Consider the following 16,982-nt stretch of genomic DNA (forward strand, 5'->3'; position numbering starts at 1 on the left):
CGTTTGACCAGCTTCATGCCGCCAAGTGTCCCGCAAGCGCGAAGGACATCGCGCCGGCCAAGGTGGTCGTGTGCGGGCGGGAAACACAAAAAAGGCCGCACCCACCGATCGGTGAGCGCAGCAGTTTCTCCGCAGCTCTGACTGCAGGCAATAGGCAGGTGTTCCCATCCATGTTGCGATGGCCGACGCAGACGCCGGTCATCGCATTACACACCGCTAAAATCGCATCACTTCGCCGCGTTGGCGTTCATCACCGCATTGCGGTTTGCGTCCAGATACTGCGCCGGGTCGCGCATGCCGGTGGTGTGGCATTGCCCGGTGGTGTGGCCGCGGTTCACGCCGCCTGGCAGCTGCGCGTTGACCTGCTCCACGGTGCCGTCTTCCGGATCGTTCAAGACCAGGTCCGAAGCGGCGTTGCAGTAGTCGTTGGTGTACCAGTTGGTCTTGGCGAACGAGGTGGTGTAGTAGTTGACCTTGGCGCGCGCATCGGCCGGAATACCGGCCAGCCAGGCCTTGGCGCCGTCATAGGTCATGTCGGTATTGGTGCCGCAACCTACGCCGAACCACGAGCCCACAGCCGCCAGAATGCCCGACAGGTTGGTGCCCTGGTACGGCGTGCCCACCGACTGCATCACCCGCCCACCCGTGGCGTTATCCAGCCCGCTCCAGTAGTAGGTGTACAGATGCAGCGCGGCCATGCCACCCTGGCTGTGCGCCACCGTCGCGAACGAGGACCACTGACTGGCAAACTGCGCCAGCCGCTGTGCGAACTGGTCGTTGCTGCGGTTCTGTTTGGCATCGATAAACGAGGACGCATTGGTGAACTGCGCCTGCGGCCACACGCCGTTGGAGCAATAGCCGTGCACCAGCACCAATTGCGAGCCAACCGCCTGCGGTTGCGTCATCGCACTGGCACTGGCCAGCGCGGTTGGGCGCGGCCCCATGCGCATGCTTTCGTCGATCGCAGCGGCAGATCGCGCGATGCTGGCACGTCGCAACGCGGGCAGCTGCAACGGCAGCGTGTCGGCCTGCACCAGCGGGATGTAATGGTCCGGGTCTTCGATACGCAACCCGCGCAGCGTAAATGGCGCACGCGCACCGGCACGCGCGATCCAGCGTTCGTCCAGGCTCAGCGGCAGCTGGCCTTGCTGCGGCGTCAGCATGCCGCCGATCCACGCCACCGGCACCTGCTTGCCCTTGGCATCGGTGCCCCAGACCTGGCCGAACACGCGGTAATGCGATGGTGCCTTGCCGCGCGCGGCGACCGGCAAGGCAATGCTGAGCCGGGTGCCGTCGGCAGCGCGTGCGCTGAGCGCGTTGCCGAGCAGACGCAGGGAGGTATCCAGCACCGGCAACACATGCTCGCTGGTGCGCACGAACGGCTGCCCGGCCTGATCGCGACCGTGCACGATCACCTGCGCGATCCAGGTGCCTTCGGCTGTCGGTTGGAACGTGCCGCCATACACGCCATCGCCGGCAGCACCATCGTCGTGCTGCCCGTCATCGGCCATCGGCAGCGTGCGGATGCCGCCTTGCGGGTCGATCACACGCAGGCTCGCTGTTTCGATCTGCCCCGCCTGCGCGGCCAGCAAGCTCGCGCCGCCTGCATCGTTGCCGCTGAGCAAGGCGTTGAGCGTCAGCGACTGGCCGACCTGCTGCCGACGATGGCCCGGGTACGAGGCCAGCTGCGTGCGTGCATCGCCTTCCATCAATACATAGCCGCGTTGCGCCACTGGCGATGCCGACTGCAGGGTCAGCGACCATGTGCCGTTCTGTGCCGATTCCACCGCGTAACGCATGCCGCTGGTGCCATTCTCTGCGGTGCCCAGCAGTGTGCGTTGTGCCTGCAGTTGCGGTGCAACGGCCGCTGCGCGCGTGCCGGCAACGCGTGGTGCAGTCACCGCCGCCTCCCACGGCTGATCGCCGGCCAGCACCATGAAACGCAGGTGGCCGTTTTCCACCGGCAAGGTGCCTTGCCAACGCGCGGAGTGACCCGCCGGCGCCAACTCCACCGGCAGCAAGGCGCTCTTGGACAGGATGGCCGACTCGGCCGGATCGGGTGCGCGCATCTGCACGAACTCCTCCGGTGGGCCAGCCAGTTGTTTGGGCTGCAGCTCGGCCGCCGCAAGCGGCATCGACACGAGCGACAGGGTGCACAGCAATGACAGCAGCGACGGCTTCGGCATGGCGACATCTCTCCTTGAACGTTGCAGAAGCGATGCCGCTGCGCATGGCAACGACATCGGATGCAGCGCCCCCCCGCCGCGATTCGCCGATGGTTATACCTCGCGCGTGTGACAGGTCTGCTGTGCGCTGCAGCACCTCACGCGCAGCAAACAAAACGCCAGCAATAAACAATACAGACTGTGATCGGGGTCGTGGACATGGCGAGGCCCGCAACGCATTGCTTGATAAAAGTCAGAGGTCTACGGTCGATGTGCAGCGCCGAAGTCGGCGCGTCTCAGCCCACCCAGTGGCGCGCCGAACGGGAGCGGTATTGCTCCACCCAAGCGACAGTCTGTGCGATGCCGCCGAAGGGATAGAAGTGCATGCTGACCTCACCATGCGCTTCGGTGAGGCCAGTGGCGAGGCGATCCACAAAACGATCCGGCCCCGCGCTGCCCAACAGCTTGCCGAGGGAGATGCCGTACTTGGACAGCATTGACGCGCATGCGCCGACGCCGCAGCTGGCGGCATAGCGTGCAAGCACCGCCACGCCTGCAGGGCCGGGAACGCCCACACGCACGGGATGTTCAATGCCGTGCGCGCGCAGCGCTTTCAGCCACGTCAACACGATGTCGGCATCGAAGGCGAATTGGGTGACGATCAGCGGCGCCATGCCGCGCTCGGCGATGCTGCGACACTTGCGTTCCAGCACCTCCCATCGATCGGTTGCAGACATGCTCTGGTGCCCTTCCGGATGCCCCGCCACGGCGATGGTCTGGATGCCGGAGCGCTCGAAAACCCCGGTGTCGATCAGCGACAAGCTGTCCGAAAACGGCCCGAGCGGAGCAGGCGGATCGCCCGCAATCACCAGGCAGCGCTCGACGCCGGTTTCTTCGACGGCGCGCCTGACGAAGGTGTGGAGCTCCTCGCGCGAGGCGATGCGGCGCGCGGACAGGTGCGGCATCGGCTGAAAGCCGAGTGTGCGCACCATCCGTGCCGCGGCCAGCCGCGCGTCGTTGTCCTGGCTGGGCAGGTAGGGGATGGCAATGGTTGAGCCACGCATGATCCCAGGCGCCGCTGCCGCCAGCCCGGCCATGTCCTTTGCGCTGACCTCCAGCGAATAGGCGTCGGTGATGGTGCTGGCGAGGCTGGGCGTCTCCGGACCAATCAAAGGTGTTTCCGTCCTGTGGTGGTGATTGGGCGGCGCCGTTACGTCAGCCCTGATCGAGCGGAAAGGGAGGCAGGGAGCACATTGAGATCCCGGCCGCGTCACACGACCGGACGGCACTCAATCGTCCTGTTGCCCATCGCCGTAGAATTTCACGCCCAGTTGAATGCGATTGCGCCCGCTTTCCACGCGGTGCCGATTGGTGTCGCGTAGCGAGTAGACGCAGCCGCAGTATTCCTGCTGATAGAAGTTCTCGCGCTTGCTGATCTCGACCATGCGCGAGGAACCACCGCCCTTGCGCCAGTTGTACTCCCAGTACATCAGGCCGGGATACCTGGCCGCAGCGCGGACGCCGCAGTCGTTGATCTGCTGCATGTTCTTCCAGCGCGAGATGCCCAGGGAGCTGGTGATCACCGGGAAGCCGTGCTCGTGGGCATACAGCGCGGTGCGTTCGAACCGCATGTCGAAGCACATGGTGCAACGCACGCCGCGCTCCGGCTCGTTTTCCATCCCGCGTGCCCGCTCGAACCAGTTGTCCCGATCGTAGTCGGCATCGACGAAGGGCACGCCGCACTGCTCGGCAAAGCGGATGTTCTCGTCCTTGCGCAGCTCGTATTCCTTGCGCGGATGGATGTTGGGGTTGTAGAAAAAGATGGTGTAGTCGACCCCGGACGCCAGCATGGCCTCCATCACCTCGCCGGAGCACGGCGCGCAGCAGGAATGCAGCAAGACCTTGTCGTGGCCGGCAGGCAGGGGAAGTGGCGTGCGCGTGGCGGTGGTGTCCATCAGTGGGCTCCCGGCGTATTGGAATGTGGGTTGGCGGTGCCATTGGCAGGCTGGCGGGCCAGTTCGATGAAGGCACGCAGGTAGTCGACGGCGATATCTGCCTCGCGTGCGCCCAGGAAGATCTGCTTGGGGATGCCGCGTGCACCCAGCCGCACCGGCACCACGTCCATCCTGGCGGCGTATTCCTCCACCAGCCAGCGTGGCATGGCGGCGACGCCGCGGCCACTGGCCACCATCTGCATCATGATATCCGTGGTTTCGATGGCCTTGTGGCGCCTGGGCGTGACACCGGCCGGCAGCAGGAACTGGCTGTAGATGTCCAGGCGCTCGAGGTCCACCGGATAGCTGATGAGCACCTCCCGCGTCAGCTGCTGGGGCTTGACGTAGGCCGCCGACGCCAGCGCATGGCCGCTGGCCACGACCAGCACCTGCTCGTAGTCGAACACCGGCTCGAACCGCAGCCCGGGCTTGTACAGCGGGTCGGGCGTGACCAGCAGATCGATCTCGTAACCGAACAGCGCGCCGATGCCGCCGAACTGGAACTTCTGCTTGACGTCCACATCCACATCCGGCCAGGTGGCCAGATAGGGCGCCACCAGCTTGAGCAGCCACTGGTAGCAGGGATGGCATTCCATGCCGATGCGCAGCGCGCCGCGTTCGCCCTGCGCGAACTGCCCCAGGCGCTCTTCGGCCAGATCCAGTTGCGGCAGCACCCGGTTCGCCACCGCCAGCAGGTACTGGCCGGCCTGGGTCAGGCGCAGGCTGCGCCCCTCGCGCAGCCACACGTCGGTGCCCAGCTGTTGCTCCAACTTTCTCATGCTGTGGCTCAGCGCCGACTGGGTCAGGTTCAGCACGCCGGCGGCGGCAGTCAGCGAGCCTTGCTGCTCGACCTGCTGGACGATGGTGAGATGGATGCGCTCAAGCATTCAGATGATCCGAATTCATGGATTGTTGAAATAACACCATTTTACTTCATTGAATGCGAGCCCTAGCATCGGGGTTCGTCGTTTCAGGTCGACCCGCATGACTGTCAACGTGCCACACCCACTCCGCGTCGTCGCGGTCTCCGGCGGGCTGCAGCGCCCCTCCAAGGCCGTCGCCCTGGCCGAACACCTGCTGGCCCTGATCGCCGATGCCGTGCCGTGCGAGCAACGGCTGGTCGAACTCGGGGCGTTGGCACCGCAGTTCGCCGGTGCGGTCTGGCGCTCCCAGCTTCCCGCAACGGTGGAGCAGGAACTTGCGGCCGTGGAGCAGGCGGACGTCGTGGTGGTGACCACGCCGGTCTATCGCGGCTCCTTCACCGGGCTGTTCAAGCACTTCTTCGACTTCATCCATCAGGATGCCCTGATCGACACGCCGGTCCTGCTGGCGGCGACCGGCGGCAGCGAGCGCCATGCGCTGGTGATCGATCACCAGTTGCGGCCGCTTTTCAGTTTCTTCCAGGCACGCACGTTGCCGCTGGGCGTCTACGCGACCGACCGCGACTTCCTGGACTACCGCGTGCACAACGAAGCCCTGGCCGAGCGGGCCAGGCTGGCGGTGCAGCGGGCACTGCCGCTGATCGCGTTGACGCGGCATGCAAGTGCCATCGCCGCAGAAAACGTGGCCGCAGCCTGATGGCCACCCAGCCACGGTTGCTCGGCGGCCACCGCCGCGCGCCCGCCACAGGATCCGTTGGCGACCTCCCGCCGATCCGGAGCTCCGGCTTCCATCCAGCAGGCATCCACACCTGCGCTGAGACGAGCGCTCGTATTCAATCTCGGAAACAAGGCGTCAGCTTGCAATGACTCAAGACTTTACCTTCAGCATCAAAAGCCTTCGGTTCGATGAGGACTACCGTCCCGCGGCCAATACGCGCAACACGACGAACTTTGCCAACCTGGCCAGAGGGCAGCGTCGGCAGGAAAATCTGCGCAACACGCTTGCGATGATCGACAACCGCTGCAACGACCTGGCGCATTGGGACAACCCCGAGCGCGTCCGCTACGCTGTCGAACTGGACATCATCTCTGTCGAGATGAACATCGACGGGAGCGAAAAGGACGATGCATTTCCGCTGATCGAGATATTGAAAACCAGCATCCTCGACAAGACGACCGGCGCGCGCATCGATGGCATCGCAGGGAATAATTTTTCCTCCTACGTGCGCGACTACGATTTCAGCGTGCTGCTGCCAGCGCACAATCAGGATACGTCCGGCTTCAGCATCCCGAATGATTTCGGCACCCTGCACGGAAAGCTGTTCAAGCACTTCGTGGACTCGGACGCTTACAAAGCGCGTTTCGCCAAGCCGCCGGTCATCTGCATCAGCGTCTCCAGCAGCAGGGTCTATCACCGAACCGGCAACCGGCACCCCGTCCTGGGCATCGAATACAGGCAGGACGAGTTTTCCCTGACCGATCGCTACTTCGAGAAGATGGGCCTGCAGGTGCGCTATTTCATGCCTCCGAACAGCGTCGCCCCGCTGGCGTTTTACTTCCTAGGCGACCTGCTGAACGACTACACCAATCTGGAGCTGATCGGCACCATCAGCACCATGGAGACGTTCCAGAAGATTTACCGGCCGGAAATCTACAACGCCAATTCCGCGGCGGGGGCCATTTATCAGCCGAGCCTGAAGCATCAGGATTATTCCTCTACCCAGATCGTCTACGACCGCGAAGAGCGCAGTCAGCTCGCGGTGACGCAGGGGAAATTCACCGAGGAACACTTCATCAGGCCCTACGGCAAGATTCTCGCGCAGTGGGCCTCCCACCACGCTGTCTAATCAACAAGAACGCAAGACACCACTCATCATGAAAAAGCTGCTCCCTACCTCCACCGCCGGTAGCCTGCCCAAGCCGTCCTGGCTCGCGCAGCCGGAGAAACTCTGGTCTCCCTGGAAGCTGCAGGACGAGGAACTGATCGAAGGCAAGCAGGACGCATTGCGCCTGTCGCTGCAGGAACAGCAGCACGCCGGCATCGATATCGTCAGCGACGGCGAGCAGACCCGCCAGCATTTCGTCACCACGTTCATCGAACACCTCAGCGGCGTCGATTTCGAAAAGCGCGAGACCGTCAGGATCCGCGATCGCTATGACGCCAGCGTCCCGACCGTCGTTGGCGCGGTGAGCCGCCCCAAACCTGTCTTCGTGGACGATGCCAGGTTTTTGCGCCAGCAGACCCGGCAGCCGATCAAGTGGGCGCTGCCCGGTCCCATGACGATGATCGATACCCTTTACGATGCGCACTATAAAAGCCGCGAAAAGCTGGCATGGGAATTTGCCGGGATCCTCAACCAGGAAGCCAGGGAGCTCGAAGCAGCCGGCGTGGATATCATCCAGTTCGACGAGCCGGCCTTCAATGTCTTCTTCGACGAGGTCAACGACTGGGGTGTTGCCACCCTCGAACGCGCGGTCGAAGGGCTCAAGTGCGAGACCGCCGTCCATATCTGCTATGGCTACGGCATCAAGGCCAATACCGACTGGAAGCAGACCCTGGGGTCGGAGTGGCGTCAGTACGAAGAGTCGTTTCCCAAGCTGCAGACATCCACGCTCGACATCATCTCGCTGGAGTGCCACAACTCGCACGTGCCGATCGACCTGATCGAACTGGTGCGTGGCAAGAAGGTGATGGTCGGAGCCATCGACGTGGCGAGCAATACGATCGAAACAGCGGAGGAGGTGGCCGATACGCTGCGCAAGGCGCTTCGCTTCGTCGATGCCGACAAGCTCTACCCGTCCACCAACTGCGGGATGGCGCCTCTGGCCCGGGACGTCGCAAGAGGCAAACTCAAGGCGCTCAGTGCAGGCGCAGACATCATTCGTGCAGAACTGGCCGCCCGCTAGCGCGCCGGTACTGGCGCTGGATCGTCGGCCGACGCAATAGGGCCGACACGCGCTCCATCCTGCCGTCGCCACGGCTGACCACGACCGGTGCCGCAATCACAAACAAGCCCCCGCACGCGGGGGCTTGTCAGTTTTCCATCGTGGTGCAGGGATCAGTAATTGACCTGCAGCTGCAGCCGCAGCAGATCGCCTTCCACCACCGGATACGGCGCAGTGGTGACGTCGGTGCGCTTCATCTTCGAATAGGCGAATACCAGTTCCAGCGCATCCATCGGCTGCCACTCGACGCCGGCTTCCACTTCGTCCAGCCGCATGCGCGGTGCATTGGTGTCGAACTTGGAGCCGCCGCGGTAGGTCTGCCACTTCAGGTACGGCAGCAAGGTGCCGTAGCTGCCATCGTGCTTGTACATCGCCTGCACGTAACCGCCGCTCAGCGAACGGGTCCGGATGCGCCGCTGTGCGACATCCAGCTCCGGGCCGCGGCCCACCGTCCACTCGGCCTGCAGGCCGAACGGTTGTGGGTAGTAAATGATGTGCGCGGCCACGCGTTGGTCGGTGTAGCCGTTCGGGTCGGTGATGGCCGGGGTGAAGCTGCGTCCGCCGATGTTGACCGCCGCCGCCGTCGGCACGAAGCGGCCGCTGTAGGCGTCGGCACCCACTTCCAGATACTGGCCGTTGGCGAATTTGAACGGGTAGGTGGCGTGCACCACCGCATGCATGCCGTCGTTGCGCTCGGTGCGGTTGGCGCCCTGGCCGTTGTACACGCCGGCACCGATCACGCCGTAGTCGCCCGAGCCCTTCAAACCCGACTTGACCAGGTCCTGGAAGCGGCCCTTGGCCACGGTGGGGCTGTAATAGAACACCGCACCGATATCGCGTTCGTCGCGCAGGCCGGAGTTGAGTGCGTCGGCGCGGTCCAGGGTGAGACGGTTCTGGCTGGACTGCAGGTTCTCCCAGCCGTACGGCATCTTCGACTGGCCCACACGCACGCGGTATTCGCGCTTCTTGTCGAAATAGATGTCGGCATACGCATCGCGCAGCTGCGCGAAGTTGGAGGTGGTCGAACCGGTCGGCGTGCTCGCAAAGTCCGGCTGGAAGTACAGCGACACGTGCTCGTTGAGATCGCCGCTCAGCACCAGGCGCGCGCGGCGGATGCCCAGGCTCTGGTCGTTGCCGATAAAGCGGTCGCCCGGTGCGCGCAGATCCTGCGCGTCGCCGCCGATGCCCTGGTTGTAGCGGATCTGCGTGTAGCCGCGCAGGCTCAGCTTGTCGTACCACTTCTTGCCGGCTTCCCCGGCCTTGGCCGGTGCAGCTGCCGGTACGGGCGCAGGTGCGGCCTGGGCGATGGCGGTGTCGGTTGGCACCGACGCCGCGGGGGCGGGTGGCAGCGCCGGTGCGGCCGGCATCGCCGACGCCGGCAGCTTGCCGTTCTCGTCCACCTGCACGAACTTGCCCAGCTTGTCGCGCCCCGGTGCCGGCTCGGCGAAGATCTGCTTGGTCTTGCGATCGACGTACAGCTCCAGCTCGGCGGCCAGCGTGCTGCCGCTGGCGGTTGCGCTGAGGGCGCACAGGACGGTGGCGAGATTGCGTTTTTTCATTGGTCCGGCTCGTGCAAGGGAAACGGGTCGGCGGCAGCATCAGGACGGCGCTGCCTGGCGGGGCGGCGAACACGGCGCCGGCGCGCCCGCCGAGGCGCCCGGTCGTCCTGACGGTGCGGCAGTGCGTGCAGTTATATTTAGATTTGATGTCAGTTTGGTGACATCGGCAGTCCCGCGCAGCGCAACGCCGTGTCAGCTGCATGTCCGGCGCGCAGAAGGCGCGCCCATCTGAGCGCGGACGGGGCAGGGGGCGCCTATGTACCACCTTGGTTGCTGCCGCCCGCCATCGGGCTGTGGTGCCATGCGGAGATAGTGCTGACAGATGGCAAGTGCCGACGCAAGGCCGAAGGCGCGTGCCGTGCCACAGCGCGACTGTCGCCGTCTCCGACGAGTGGGCGGGGGACGATTGGAAGAATGAGGCGAAGGCGGGTCATTGCCCGCCTTCGCCGGATCACGCACCGCGTGGCGTATCGTCGGGCCGGCGCTGCCGCAGGTTGTCGAGCGGCACGGTGCCAGGGTTCGCCTCAGCCGGCCGGCGTCGCCTGCAATGCCGCAGCCACCGCATGGCGCAGCGGCGTGGTCGGGCGGCCGATCAGCTGGCCCAGCGTGTGGCTGTCGTCGAACAGGCTGCCGCCGCGCGAGGATGCCGAGCACTGCGCCAGCACCTGTGCGAATGCGGCCGGCAGGCCGATCTGCACCAACGCCGCCGCGTAGTCGGCTTCGGGCAGGTCGTGATAGGCCACCGGCCTGCCCGACTGCTGCGCCACCTCGGCGGCATACTCGGCCATCGTGAAGGCGGTATCGCCGGCCAGCTCGTAGACCTTGCCTGCCTGCGGCGTGTCGGCGGCCAGCACCGCTGCAGCGGCCTCGGCGTAGTCGGCGCGCGTGGCCGCACTGATCCTGCCCTCGCCGGCGCTGCCGATCACCGCGCCATGCGCTACCTCGGCCGCGATCGAGCCGGTGTAGTTCTCGGTGTACCAGCCATTGCGCAGCAGCACGTGCGGCACGCCGCTCTCGCGCAGCAGCGCTTCGGTGGCGACATGCTCGTCGGCCAGCGACAGCGTGCTGGTGTCGGCGTGCAGCACGCTGGTATAGGCCAGCAGATCCACGCCGGCGCGCTTGGCCGCCTCGATCGCGTTGCGGTGCTGCGGCACGCGTTCACCCACCGCATTGGACGACACCAGCAGCACCCGGCCCACGCCCGCGAAGGCCCGATCCAGGCTCTGCGGGTCCGCGTAGTCGGCGCGACGCACAGCGATGTCGCGTTTTGCGAACTGCGCGAGTGACGCGGTATCGCGGGCGGTTGCTACGATCCGTACAGCCGGCACACGCGTCAGCAGTGCTTCGACCACCAATGCGCCCAGCTGCCCGCTGGCGCCGGTGACGAGAATCAGGGGGGAGGCGTGTGCCATGGTGAACTCCAGTAGGTATTGATAAGAGGTGTGGTCTACTATCTAGACTATTGGTCCGCGTCCCTATTGTCAGGCCCGTTCGAACCTCCGCAAGGAGGCAGTTTTCCACCCCCTGGTTACCGCGAGATATCCCAGTGAACGCGATTGCTCTGTTTCCACCGCCGCCGTCCCTGCAAGGCATGCCATTCGACGCCACCAAGTGCCCGGTGCGCGACGTGCTCGATCAGATCGGCGACAAATGGACCATGCTGATTCTGCTGACGCTGATCCCTGGCCCCTCCCGCTTCAGCGCCATCCAGCGCGCCGTGCCGGACATCTCCAAGCGCATGCTGACCCAGACCCTGCGCAACCTCGAGCGTAACGGCATGATCACCCGCAAGGTCTACGCGACCAAGCCGCCCAGCGTGGAATACGCCTTGTCCAAGCTCGGCGTGGCGCTGCTCGGCCCGATCTCGCAACTGCTCAACTGGGCAGGCGAAAACCATGCGGCCATTCGCTCCGCACGCGAACGCTTCGATCATGCCCAGCAGGCGGCGGTTGCGCTGGACGCCGACGAAGCGATGGCGTAGGCGTCCGCTTGCAGCGTTGCTGAGGGAGCCGATGGCGCTGGCTGCCAGGTGGTCCAGTCAGCGCGTTGGCCGATCGCGTGGTCATGTGAACGCGTGCTCACAAAATCCCGTGCCGGATAAACGCCAGGTAGCGCAATCGCGGCGGCCGTAGCCGCAAACCCTTGCGGGATAACGCACGTGCCGCGCGCTATCGCGGCCATCGCAAATTTCAATCGCAAGCCGGCTCAAGCGTCTGCAGCGGCATCCGATAAGGGCTCACCTGATCTCGCGAATCCGCTGCGCCATGCCCGTCTTCGGCACCTTGTCCGCCTCAACGCGACGCACCCTGGGCGCTGCCCTGCTTGCGCTGTGGTGCGGCTGGATCGCCGTGGCCTGGACCACGCCACCTGCGCAAGCCAGCGATGTGGCCGCTGCGTGGACACAGGTCCAGGCCAGCCTGCCGGCTGCGCAGCAGACGCCGACGCTGATCGGCGTCGCAGGTGCCTGCGCCTGCACCGATCTGGCCGCCGATCGCGCCTGGGCATTGCTCAGCAGCGCGGTACGTGCGCGTGGCGGCCAGGTGCGCATGCTCGACACCCCCGCGTTGCGTGGCAGCGGCTATGCCGTGTGGCTGCTCGGCGCCGACGGCCAACCGCGCTATGCCGGCCCCGCAGATGGCGGCGCCGTGTGCGGCACGGCCGGCGCGGCGGAGTGGTCGCGCTGGTTACCCGATGTCCTGGCGCGCACCCCCGGTGCCGCGCTGGTGTCCCCTTGTTCGTGTGCCGTGGAGTCGCTGTCATGATGGAACTGTCCGCATCGGCACCGCCGACCTCCACCTACGCTACCCGCCTGGCGATCAAGGCCGACCGGCTGTTTCTGTGGCTGGCCGTGCTGCAGAGCGTCGGCTCGCTGGGCCTGGCCTGGTACCAGGGCCAATGGACCACGTTCTTGGCCGTCACGCTGCCCAGCCTGTTGCTGATGGCTTGGCAAGTGCAGGCCAACCCGGGCACGCGCCTGACGCGCATCACCAGTGCGCTGGTGCTGATGGCCCTGGTCGCCGCCACCATCCAGCAGGCGCATGGCCTGGTGGAAATGCACTTCGGCGTATTCGTGATCCTGGCGCTGCTGCTGTACTACCGCGACTGGCTGCCGGTGGTGGTCGCCGCAGGCGCCATCGCCGTGCATCACCTGGCGTTCTACTGGCTGCAATCGCGTGGCATGCCGGTGCAGGCGTTCACCGTCGGCAGCGGCTTCGGCATCGTGGTGCTGCACGCCGGTTATGTCGTCGTCGAAACCGCCTTCGTCTGCGTGATGGCCATCCAGCTGCGCCGCCAGGTCGATGCCCTCGACCACGAGGCAGAAGCATTGGTCGAACTGGCCGACACCCTGGCCACCGGCGCCACCTTGCCGCCAGCCATCCTGCAGCAGCCCTTCCGCAGCGGCTCGCTGGCGCAGGCGCTGGTGCGCATGAGCGTGCAGGTGGAAGAGCGCATCGCGCAACAGCAGCAACTGCTGCTGGAAAATCGCCGCATCCGTCTGGCGCTGGATGCATCGGCAATGGCCGTTGCCATCGTCGACGGCCAGGGCGCTGCCATCTATCGCAATCAGTCGTTCCAGCAACTGAGTACGCAGGTCGACGCAAAGGTGCTGCACAGCGCACTGGCCGATGCGGTGCAGGCCGGGCATGCCGCCGGCACCAGCAGGACACGCGCGCTGGCGGCGCTGCAGCTGCAGGAAAACATCACCCCCGTCCGCGATCACGACGGCGCCTCGCTGGGCGTGGTGGTGGAGTGGCAGGACCGCACCCAGGACCTGGCGCTGGAAGAGCAGCTGGCCACGGTCATTGCACAGGCGACGCGTGGCGAGCTCGGCGCCCGTCTGCAGGGGCACGCCAGCGGCGGCACGCTCGGCCAGCTGGCCGAGGGCGTTAACCAGTTCCTCGCCATCACCGACGACAGCCTGCAGGACATGCGTCGCATGCTGGCGGCGATGTCGCGTGGCGATCTGACCCAGCGCATCGATCGCCACTGCGAAGGCGTGTTCGAGCAGATGAAGCGCGACGCCAATGCCACCGCCGACGAGCTGGCGCGCATCATCGCGCAGATCCGCAGCTCCAGTACCGCCATCAATCGCGCCGCCGGGCACATCCTCACCCGCAACGATGCGCTGGAGCAGCAGGTGCAGCGGCAGTCGGCCACCCTGGGCCGTACCGCCACCCAGATGCAGGCCGTGCTCGGCACCATGCAGCAGCACACCGCGCAGGCGGCCGACGCCGACAAGCTCACCGCCGCCGCATCCGAGGCCGCGCGCAGTGGTGGCGACACCATGCATCAGGCGATGGGCACCATGCAGCAAATGGAACAGGCCTCGCGGCGCATCCAGGACATCGTCTCGGTCATCGACAGCATCGCGTTCCAGACCAATATCCTGGCCCTGAATGCCGCCGTCGAAGCCGCACGCGCCGGCGACGAAGGCCGCGGCTTTTCCGTCGTCGCCAGCGAGGTGCGCGCGCTGGCATTGCGCTCGTCCACCGCCGCCAGCCAGATCAAGATCCTGATCGGCGAATCGGTCACGCATATGCAGGCCGGCGTGCAGCAGGTGCGCCACGCCGGCGAGGGCATGCAGCACATCGTCGCTACCATCGGCCAGGTCAGCAGCACGCTCAGCAGGATTGCGGTGGCCTCACAACAGGAAGCCGGCAGCATCGCGCAGGTGCATCACACCCTCGCCGGTGTGGATACGGACATGCGCGACGGCGTCACCCGCATGCAGGACGCCAGCGCCGCCGCACGCGCCATGGGCGACCATGCCGCGCAGCTGCAGGATGCAGTGAGCGCGTTCGTGGCGGATGAACGCGTTGGCAGCGCTAAGGCAGTGCAGAGGCTGCGCGTCGCCTGATCAACGCTGGCCTATCTTTGGCGCGCGATAATGCCTCGGGCGATCTTGCCCGATCGCTGGAACTGACGCCGGGTTTTCCAAAGCCGATCGTGCAGCCATCGCTTCGACCCGCCGGGTCACAGAAGCTGTCCAGCGGCAGTTGCCAACGCCTACATCCGACGACGCTGCAAAGCAGATGCAGCGCAGACCTGGTGCTGACGCCCGCCGATTACTTGCGCAGCTCCCGCAGCTCCCGCAGCTTGCCAGTGAACCAGGATTGGCTCGATACCGGCGCAGCACCGCCGCAACGCACCTGATACGGCGTGCCCGACATGCTGCTCTTTGTGGCAGCAAGCTCAATGAATGACTCGGTGGAGGTCACCAGCCCTTTCTTCTGCAGGTACGCGTACTTGCGCTGCAAATGTTCGCTGGCTTTCGGCGCCGCGTACCACGACCCATTGCGCGAAAACTCGCAGTTGGATTGCGCAAGGACCTTGAAAAGCTGACCGACCTCTCGCGTGCTGGCGGGCGAAACACCTTGGGCTGAAACCGATGCACAGGCACCGAGCAGGAACACCGCAAGAAAAGATCTAACGTTCATCGACCCAATGGTAACGCATGACAGCGCCTTGCCGACCGGCATCGAGTGGCGGTACCGAGACAACTGCGGATCCGCTGCCAAGGCTGCATTTCACAGCTGTCACAAGGCGGCATCAGAGTCGGCCCCGGCGAAAAAGCGCAGTCGGCCGAGCGACATGCGCGTGTCACGTCATGCAGGAGTCAGATGGCACCACGCCGGCGCGCCAAGGCAATGCCGAACACGGAACCAAGCGACAGACCCAGGCCGATGCCTTGAGGCAGGTTGCCCATTGCTATCCCGAGGGCCGACCCCACGCCTGCGCCGATGGCAATGCTGGTGCCGACCAACTTGGAATAGAGCTTGGTATCTGCTGGCTTCAACATGAGCATTCCTTCGTTGATAGTTGAACCGATCCACCTGGCGATAGCGTTGGACTGCGCAGGCGGGAACTGACGCGCACTACGGCCCTGATTTTAATGTCTTGGGCTTGCGTTGCAACTCCGGAACTCCGCGCTGCATCGGCAGTAGCGTGACATCACGACCACAGAAATGGCTGATTTTCAGCACATGAGACGGCAATGGACGTTTGCTCAAGCGCACTCACATTCGTTATAAAAGTGTTGCTTTGCGACCTGGGACAGACCAGCGTCAACGTAACAATGGAGTTATGAAGAAGGATGCTGAACATCGGGCGGCGCGTATCGCAGCAGCGTCGAACCCTCGAAGTAATTCCCGTAGTACTCGCTCGCCCTCAACCCCGGGCTCGCTTCAAAATCGATGTAAGACTTGGAACAATGCGGGCAGCGAAAGGGATTGAGATAGGCGTAGCGGGACCCATCCGGCGCCAACGGCAGTGCGTCTTCCAGCGCAGCAAGCGCTTCGGCATCGGGCTCGGACAGCGCTGCAGGGCTGCCGGGCAGATGGCTATCGACGGTGATGGTGTACTTGCCGGACCCCGAGTAGAAGTATCCCGCGTTGCTGAAACCCGCGTGATAGGAGCGGATCAGGAATGAACGCTTGCAATGGTCGCATTCGCAGGAAAGCACCACGTTGCTATTTGTGACCAAGCCGTTGAAGTGCAGACCCCTGGCAAATAGGCCCTTGCCTGCAAGGGCGGAACTGCTGACGCTGGCGCCCGGCAGGAAGAACGGCTGAAACCTGATCCCGGACGCCTTGCCGGTCGCAAACGCCTCTGGATCGAGCTGCTCGGTCTGCGAAATGACGCAGTCCGCCTGGCACCCGAGGTTGGGATGTACGCGAACCGAGAAGTGGAACCACCCGGTCGCAGCACCAAGGTCATGCCGGTGTACCTCTCCCGCCGAGTCGGCAAACTCCAGGATGCTATCGGCTTTCAACCACGCAGAAGGCTTGATCTCACACGGAGCATCGCTCTGGTCAACGCGACACAACTCCTGTCCATTGGCTCGAACGATCAGTAACGGAGCGGCTTTCTTCTTGAAGATGGAGAACATGCTTTCCTTGGCGGTAAGGCGTGAGTGACGGATGGAGCGCTGAGCGCGAGCGCAGCAGAACAATGGTAGCTCTACCGAAGGTTCGGCGCCGCGCTCGCGCTCGACGTGTTCCTCCTGAAAGCCATGCCTACACTGGCAGGCGCAGTCAACACGAAACCGAACTGCTGATAGAGCCTGTACGCCTGACCATCTGCAATCAGGCTGACATACGCGGACGCGGGTACTTCCCGTTCTATGTAGCCTGCGATCTCACCCATGACAGCCTTACCCAGACCACGGCCCTGATGCTCTGGCAAAACGGCAATGTCCACCACCTGATAAAAACAGCCACCATCGCCGATGACACGCCCCATCGCCACCGGCTCGCCATCGCAAAGCACCTGCACGCTGAAGAGCGAGTTGGGCAGCCCGCGCTCGGCGGCTTCCAGTGCCTTGGGGCTCAAGCCGCTTGCTTGCCTAAGATGCCGATACGCTTCGACAGTCGGTGTTTGATGCACAACGCGATAAGGCGTTGAATGAGTCATTGCAAAGTTTCCTGTCGCACTGAA

Annotated in this window: 16 protein-coding genes; 6 read left to right on the forward strand and 10 right to left on the reverse strand. The window is 64.7% G+C overall.

Features of this window, described 5'->3' with window-relative positions; genetic code table 11:
* Positions 1–227 precede the first annotated feature (227 nt).
* The 4 genes from XaplCFBP3123_RS12790 to XaplCFBP3123_RS12805 all read right to left on the reverse strand — a co-directional run bounded on the left by XaplCFBP3123_RS12790 (position 228) and on the right by XaplCFBP3123_RS12805 (position 5,046).
* Positions 228–2,186 carry a choice-of-anchor X domain-containing protein gene (locus tag XaplCFBP3123_RS12790; protein WP_104534390.1) on the reverse strand — a complete coding sequence of 653 codons (1,959 nt, stop codon included), beginning with the start codon at positions 2,184–2,186 and terminating at the stop codon, positions 228–230.
* A 275-nt stretch (positions 2,187–2,461) separates the two neighbouring features.
* On the reverse strand, positions 2,462–3,334 hold the full coding sequence (locus XaplCFBP3123_RS12795) for a methylenetetrahydrofolate reductase (protein ID WP_104534569.1): 873 nt from the start codon (positions 3,332–3,334) through the stop codon (positions 2,462–2,464).
* A 120-nt stretch (positions 3,335–3,454) separates the two neighbouring features.
* Positions 3,455–4,120 (reverse strand): epoxyqueuosine reductase QueH, encoded by a 666-nt coding sequence (locus XaplCFBP3123_RS12800; RefSeq protein WP_104534391.1) that lies wholly within the window; start codon positions 4,118–4,120, stop codon positions 3,455–3,457.
* Positions 4,120–5,046, reverse strand: a complete 927-nt coding sequence (locus tag XaplCFBP3123_RS12805; protein WP_104534392.1) for a LysR family transcriptional regulator — start codon at positions 5,044–5,046, stop codon at positions 4,120–4,122. Before XaplCFBP3123_RS12805 ends, XaplCFBP3123_RS12800 begins: the two co-directional genes overlap by 1 nt.
* Positions 5,047–5,143: 97 nt before the next feature.
* Here XaplCFBP3123_RS12805 and msuE point away from each other — a divergent pair, with 97 nt between their 5' ends.
* The 3 genes from msuE to XaplCFBP3123_RS12820 all read left to right on the forward strand — a co-directional run bounded on the left by msuE (position 5,144) and on the right by XaplCFBP3123_RS12820 (position 7,947).
* A complete protein-coding gene (gene msuE, locus XaplCFBP3123_RS12810; RefSeq protein WP_172453249.1) occupies positions 5,144–5,737 on the forward strand; it encodes an FMN reductase in 594 nt (197 codons plus the stop codon).
* 166 nt (positions 5,738–5,903) lie between these two features.
* A complete protein-coding gene (locus tag XaplCFBP3123_RS12815) occupies positions 5,904–6,887 on the forward strand; it encodes a DUF1852 domain-containing protein (RefSeq protein ID WP_104534393.1) in 984 nt (327 codons plus the stop codon).
* A 28-nt stretch (positions 6,888–6,915) separates the two neighbouring features.
* Entirely contained in the window at positions 6,916–7,947 is a 1,032-nt protein-coding gene (locus XaplCFBP3123_RS12820; protein ID WP_104534394.1) for a methionine synthase, read from the forward strand.
* A 152-nt stretch (positions 7,948–8,099) separates the two neighbouring features.
* On the opposite strand, the gene XaplCFBP3123_RS12825 is transcribed toward XaplCFBP3123_RS12820, so the two are convergent.
* Positions 8,100–9,545 carry an OprO/OprP family phosphate-selective porin gene (locus tag XaplCFBP3123_RS12825; protein WP_104534395.1) on the reverse strand — a complete coding sequence of 482 codons (1,446 nt, stop codon included), beginning with the start codon at positions 9,543–9,545 and terminating at the stop codon, positions 8,100–8,102.
* Positions 9,546–10,069: 524 nt separating this feature from the next.
* Entirely contained in the window at positions 10,070–10,957 is an 888-nt protein-coding gene (locus XaplCFBP3123_RS12830; RefSeq protein WP_104534396.1) for an SDR family oxidoreductase, read from the reverse strand.
* A 134-nt stretch (positions 10,958–11,091) separates the two neighbouring features.
* Here XaplCFBP3123_RS12830 and XaplCFBP3123_RS12835 point away from each other — a divergent pair, with 134 nt between their 5' ends.
* From XaplCFBP3123_RS12835 to XaplCFBP3123_RS12845, 3 genes are all read left to right on the forward strand, one after another.
* Positions 11,092–11,526, forward strand: coding sequence for a winged helix-turn-helix transcriptional regulator (locus XaplCFBP3123_RS12835; RefSeq protein ID WP_104534397.1), 435 nt, complete (start codon positions 11,092–11,094; stop codon positions 11,524–11,526).
* A 283-nt stretch (positions 11,527–11,809) separates the two neighbouring features.
* A complete protein-coding gene (locus tag XaplCFBP3123_RS12840; protein WP_104534398.1) occupies positions 11,810–12,307 on the forward strand; it encodes a hypothetical protein in 498 nt (165 codons plus the stop codon).
* A complete protein-coding gene (locus XaplCFBP3123_RS12845; protein WP_253254204.1) occupies positions 12,304–14,403 on the forward strand; it encodes a methyl-accepting chemotaxis protein in 2,100 nt (699 codons plus the stop codon). Before XaplCFBP3123_RS12840 ends, XaplCFBP3123_RS12845 begins: the two co-directional genes overlap by 4 nt.
* A gap of 208 nt (positions 14,404–14,611) precedes the next feature.
* Here XaplCFBP3123_RS12845 and XaplCFBP3123_RS12850 read toward each other — a convergent pair whose 3' ends face one another.
* The 4 genes from XaplCFBP3123_RS12850 to XaplCFBP3123_RS12865 all read right to left on the reverse strand — a co-directional run bounded on the left by XaplCFBP3123_RS12850 (position 14,612) and on the right by XaplCFBP3123_RS12865 (position 16,958).
* Positions 14,612–15,025 carry a DUF5329 domain-containing protein gene (locus tag XaplCFBP3123_RS12850; RefSeq protein WP_253254205.1) on the reverse strand — a complete coding sequence of 138 codons (414 nt, stop codon included), beginning with the start codon at positions 15,023–15,025 and terminating at the stop codon, positions 14,612–14,614.
* 137 nt (positions 15,026–15,162) lie between these two features.
* On the reverse strand, positions 15,163–15,345 hold the full coding sequence (locus tag XaplCFBP3123_RS12855; protein ID WP_104534573.1) for a hypothetical protein: 183 nt from the start codon (positions 15,343–15,345) through the stop codon (positions 15,163–15,165).
* Between the two features lie 282 nt (positions 15,346–15,627).
* Positions 15,628–16,434, reverse strand: a complete 807-nt coding sequence (locus XaplCFBP3123_RS12860) for a hypothetical protein (RefSeq protein ID WP_104534399.1) — start codon at positions 16,432–16,434, stop codon at positions 15,628–15,630.
* 71 nt (positions 16,435–16,505) lie between these two features.
* Positions 16,506–16,958 (reverse strand): GNAT family N-acetyltransferase, encoded by a 453-nt coding sequence (locus XaplCFBP3123_RS12865; RefSeq protein WP_104534400.1) that lies wholly within the window; start codon positions 16,956–16,958, stop codon positions 16,506–16,508.
* Positions 16,959–16,982: the final 24 nt, after the last annotated feature.

Origin of the sequence: Xanthomonas arboricola pv. populi, assembly GCF_002939945.1 — a bacterium.
GTDB lineage: Bacteria > Pseudomonadota > Gammaproteobacteria > Xanthomonadales > Xanthomonadaceae > Xanthomonas > Xanthomonas arboricola_A.

Excerpts from the sequence above, each read along its gene's own strand:
- XaplCFBP3123_RS12790 (WP_104534390.1), bottom strand. The coding sequence starts at position 2,186 with ATGCCGAAGCCGTCGCTGCTGTCATTGCTGTGCACCCTGTCGCTCGTG.
- XaplCFBP3123_RS12800 (WP_104534391.1), bottom strand. The coding sequence starts at position 4,120 with ATGGACACCACCGCCACGCGCACGCCACTTCCCCTGCCTGCCGGCCAC.
- XaplCFBP3123_RS12805 (WP_104534392.1), bottom strand. The coding sequence starts at position 5,046 with ATGCTTGAGCGCATCCATCTCACCATCGTCCAGCAGGTCGAGCAGCAA.
- msuE (WP_172453249.1), top strand. The coding sequence starts at position 5,144 with ATGACTGTCAACGTGCCACACCCACTCCGCGTCGTCGCGGTCTCCGGC.
- XaplCFBP3123_RS12815 (WP_104534393.1), top strand. The coding sequence starts at position 5,904 with ATGACTCAAGACTTTACCTTCAGCATCAAAAGCCTTCGGTTCGATGAG.
- XaplCFBP3123_RS12820 (WP_104534394.1), top strand. The coding sequence starts at position 6,916 with ATGAAAAAGCTGCTCCCTACCTCCACCGCCGGTAGCCTGCCCAAGCCG.
- XaplCFBP3123_RS12825 (WP_104534395.1), bottom strand. The coding sequence starts at position 9,545 with ATGAAAAAACGCAATCTCGCCACCGTCCTGTGCGCCCTCAGCGCAACC.
- XaplCFBP3123_RS12830 (WP_104534396.1), bottom strand. The coding sequence starts at position 10,957 with ATGGCACACGCCTCCCCCCTGATTCTCGTCACCGGCGCCAGCGGGCAG.
- XaplCFBP3123_RS12840 (WP_104534398.1), top strand. The coding sequence starts at position 11,810 with ATGCCCGTCTTCGGCACCTTGTCCGCCTCAACGCGACGCACCCTGGGC.
- XaplCFBP3123_RS12845 (WP_253254204.1), top strand. The coding sequence starts at position 12,304 with ATGATGGAACTGTCCGCATCGGCACCGCCGACCTCCACCTACGCTACC.
- XaplCFBP3123_RS12850 (WP_253254205.1), bottom strand. The coding sequence starts at position 15,025 with ATGCCGGTCGGCAAGGCGCTGTCATGCGTTACCATTGGGTCGATGAAC.
- XaplCFBP3123_RS12855 (WP_104534573.1), bottom strand. The coding sequence starts at position 15,345 with ATGTTGAAGCCAGCAGATACCAAGCTCTATTCCAAGTTGGTCGGCACC.
- XaplCFBP3123_RS12860 (WP_104534399.1), bottom strand. The coding sequence starts at position 16,434 with ATGTTCTCCATCTTCAAGAAGAAAGCCGCTCCGTTACTGATCGTTCGA.
- XaplCFBP3123_RS12865 (WP_104534400.1), bottom strand. The coding sequence starts at position 16,958 with ATGACTCATTCAACGCCTTATCGCGTTGTGCATCAAACACCGACTGTC.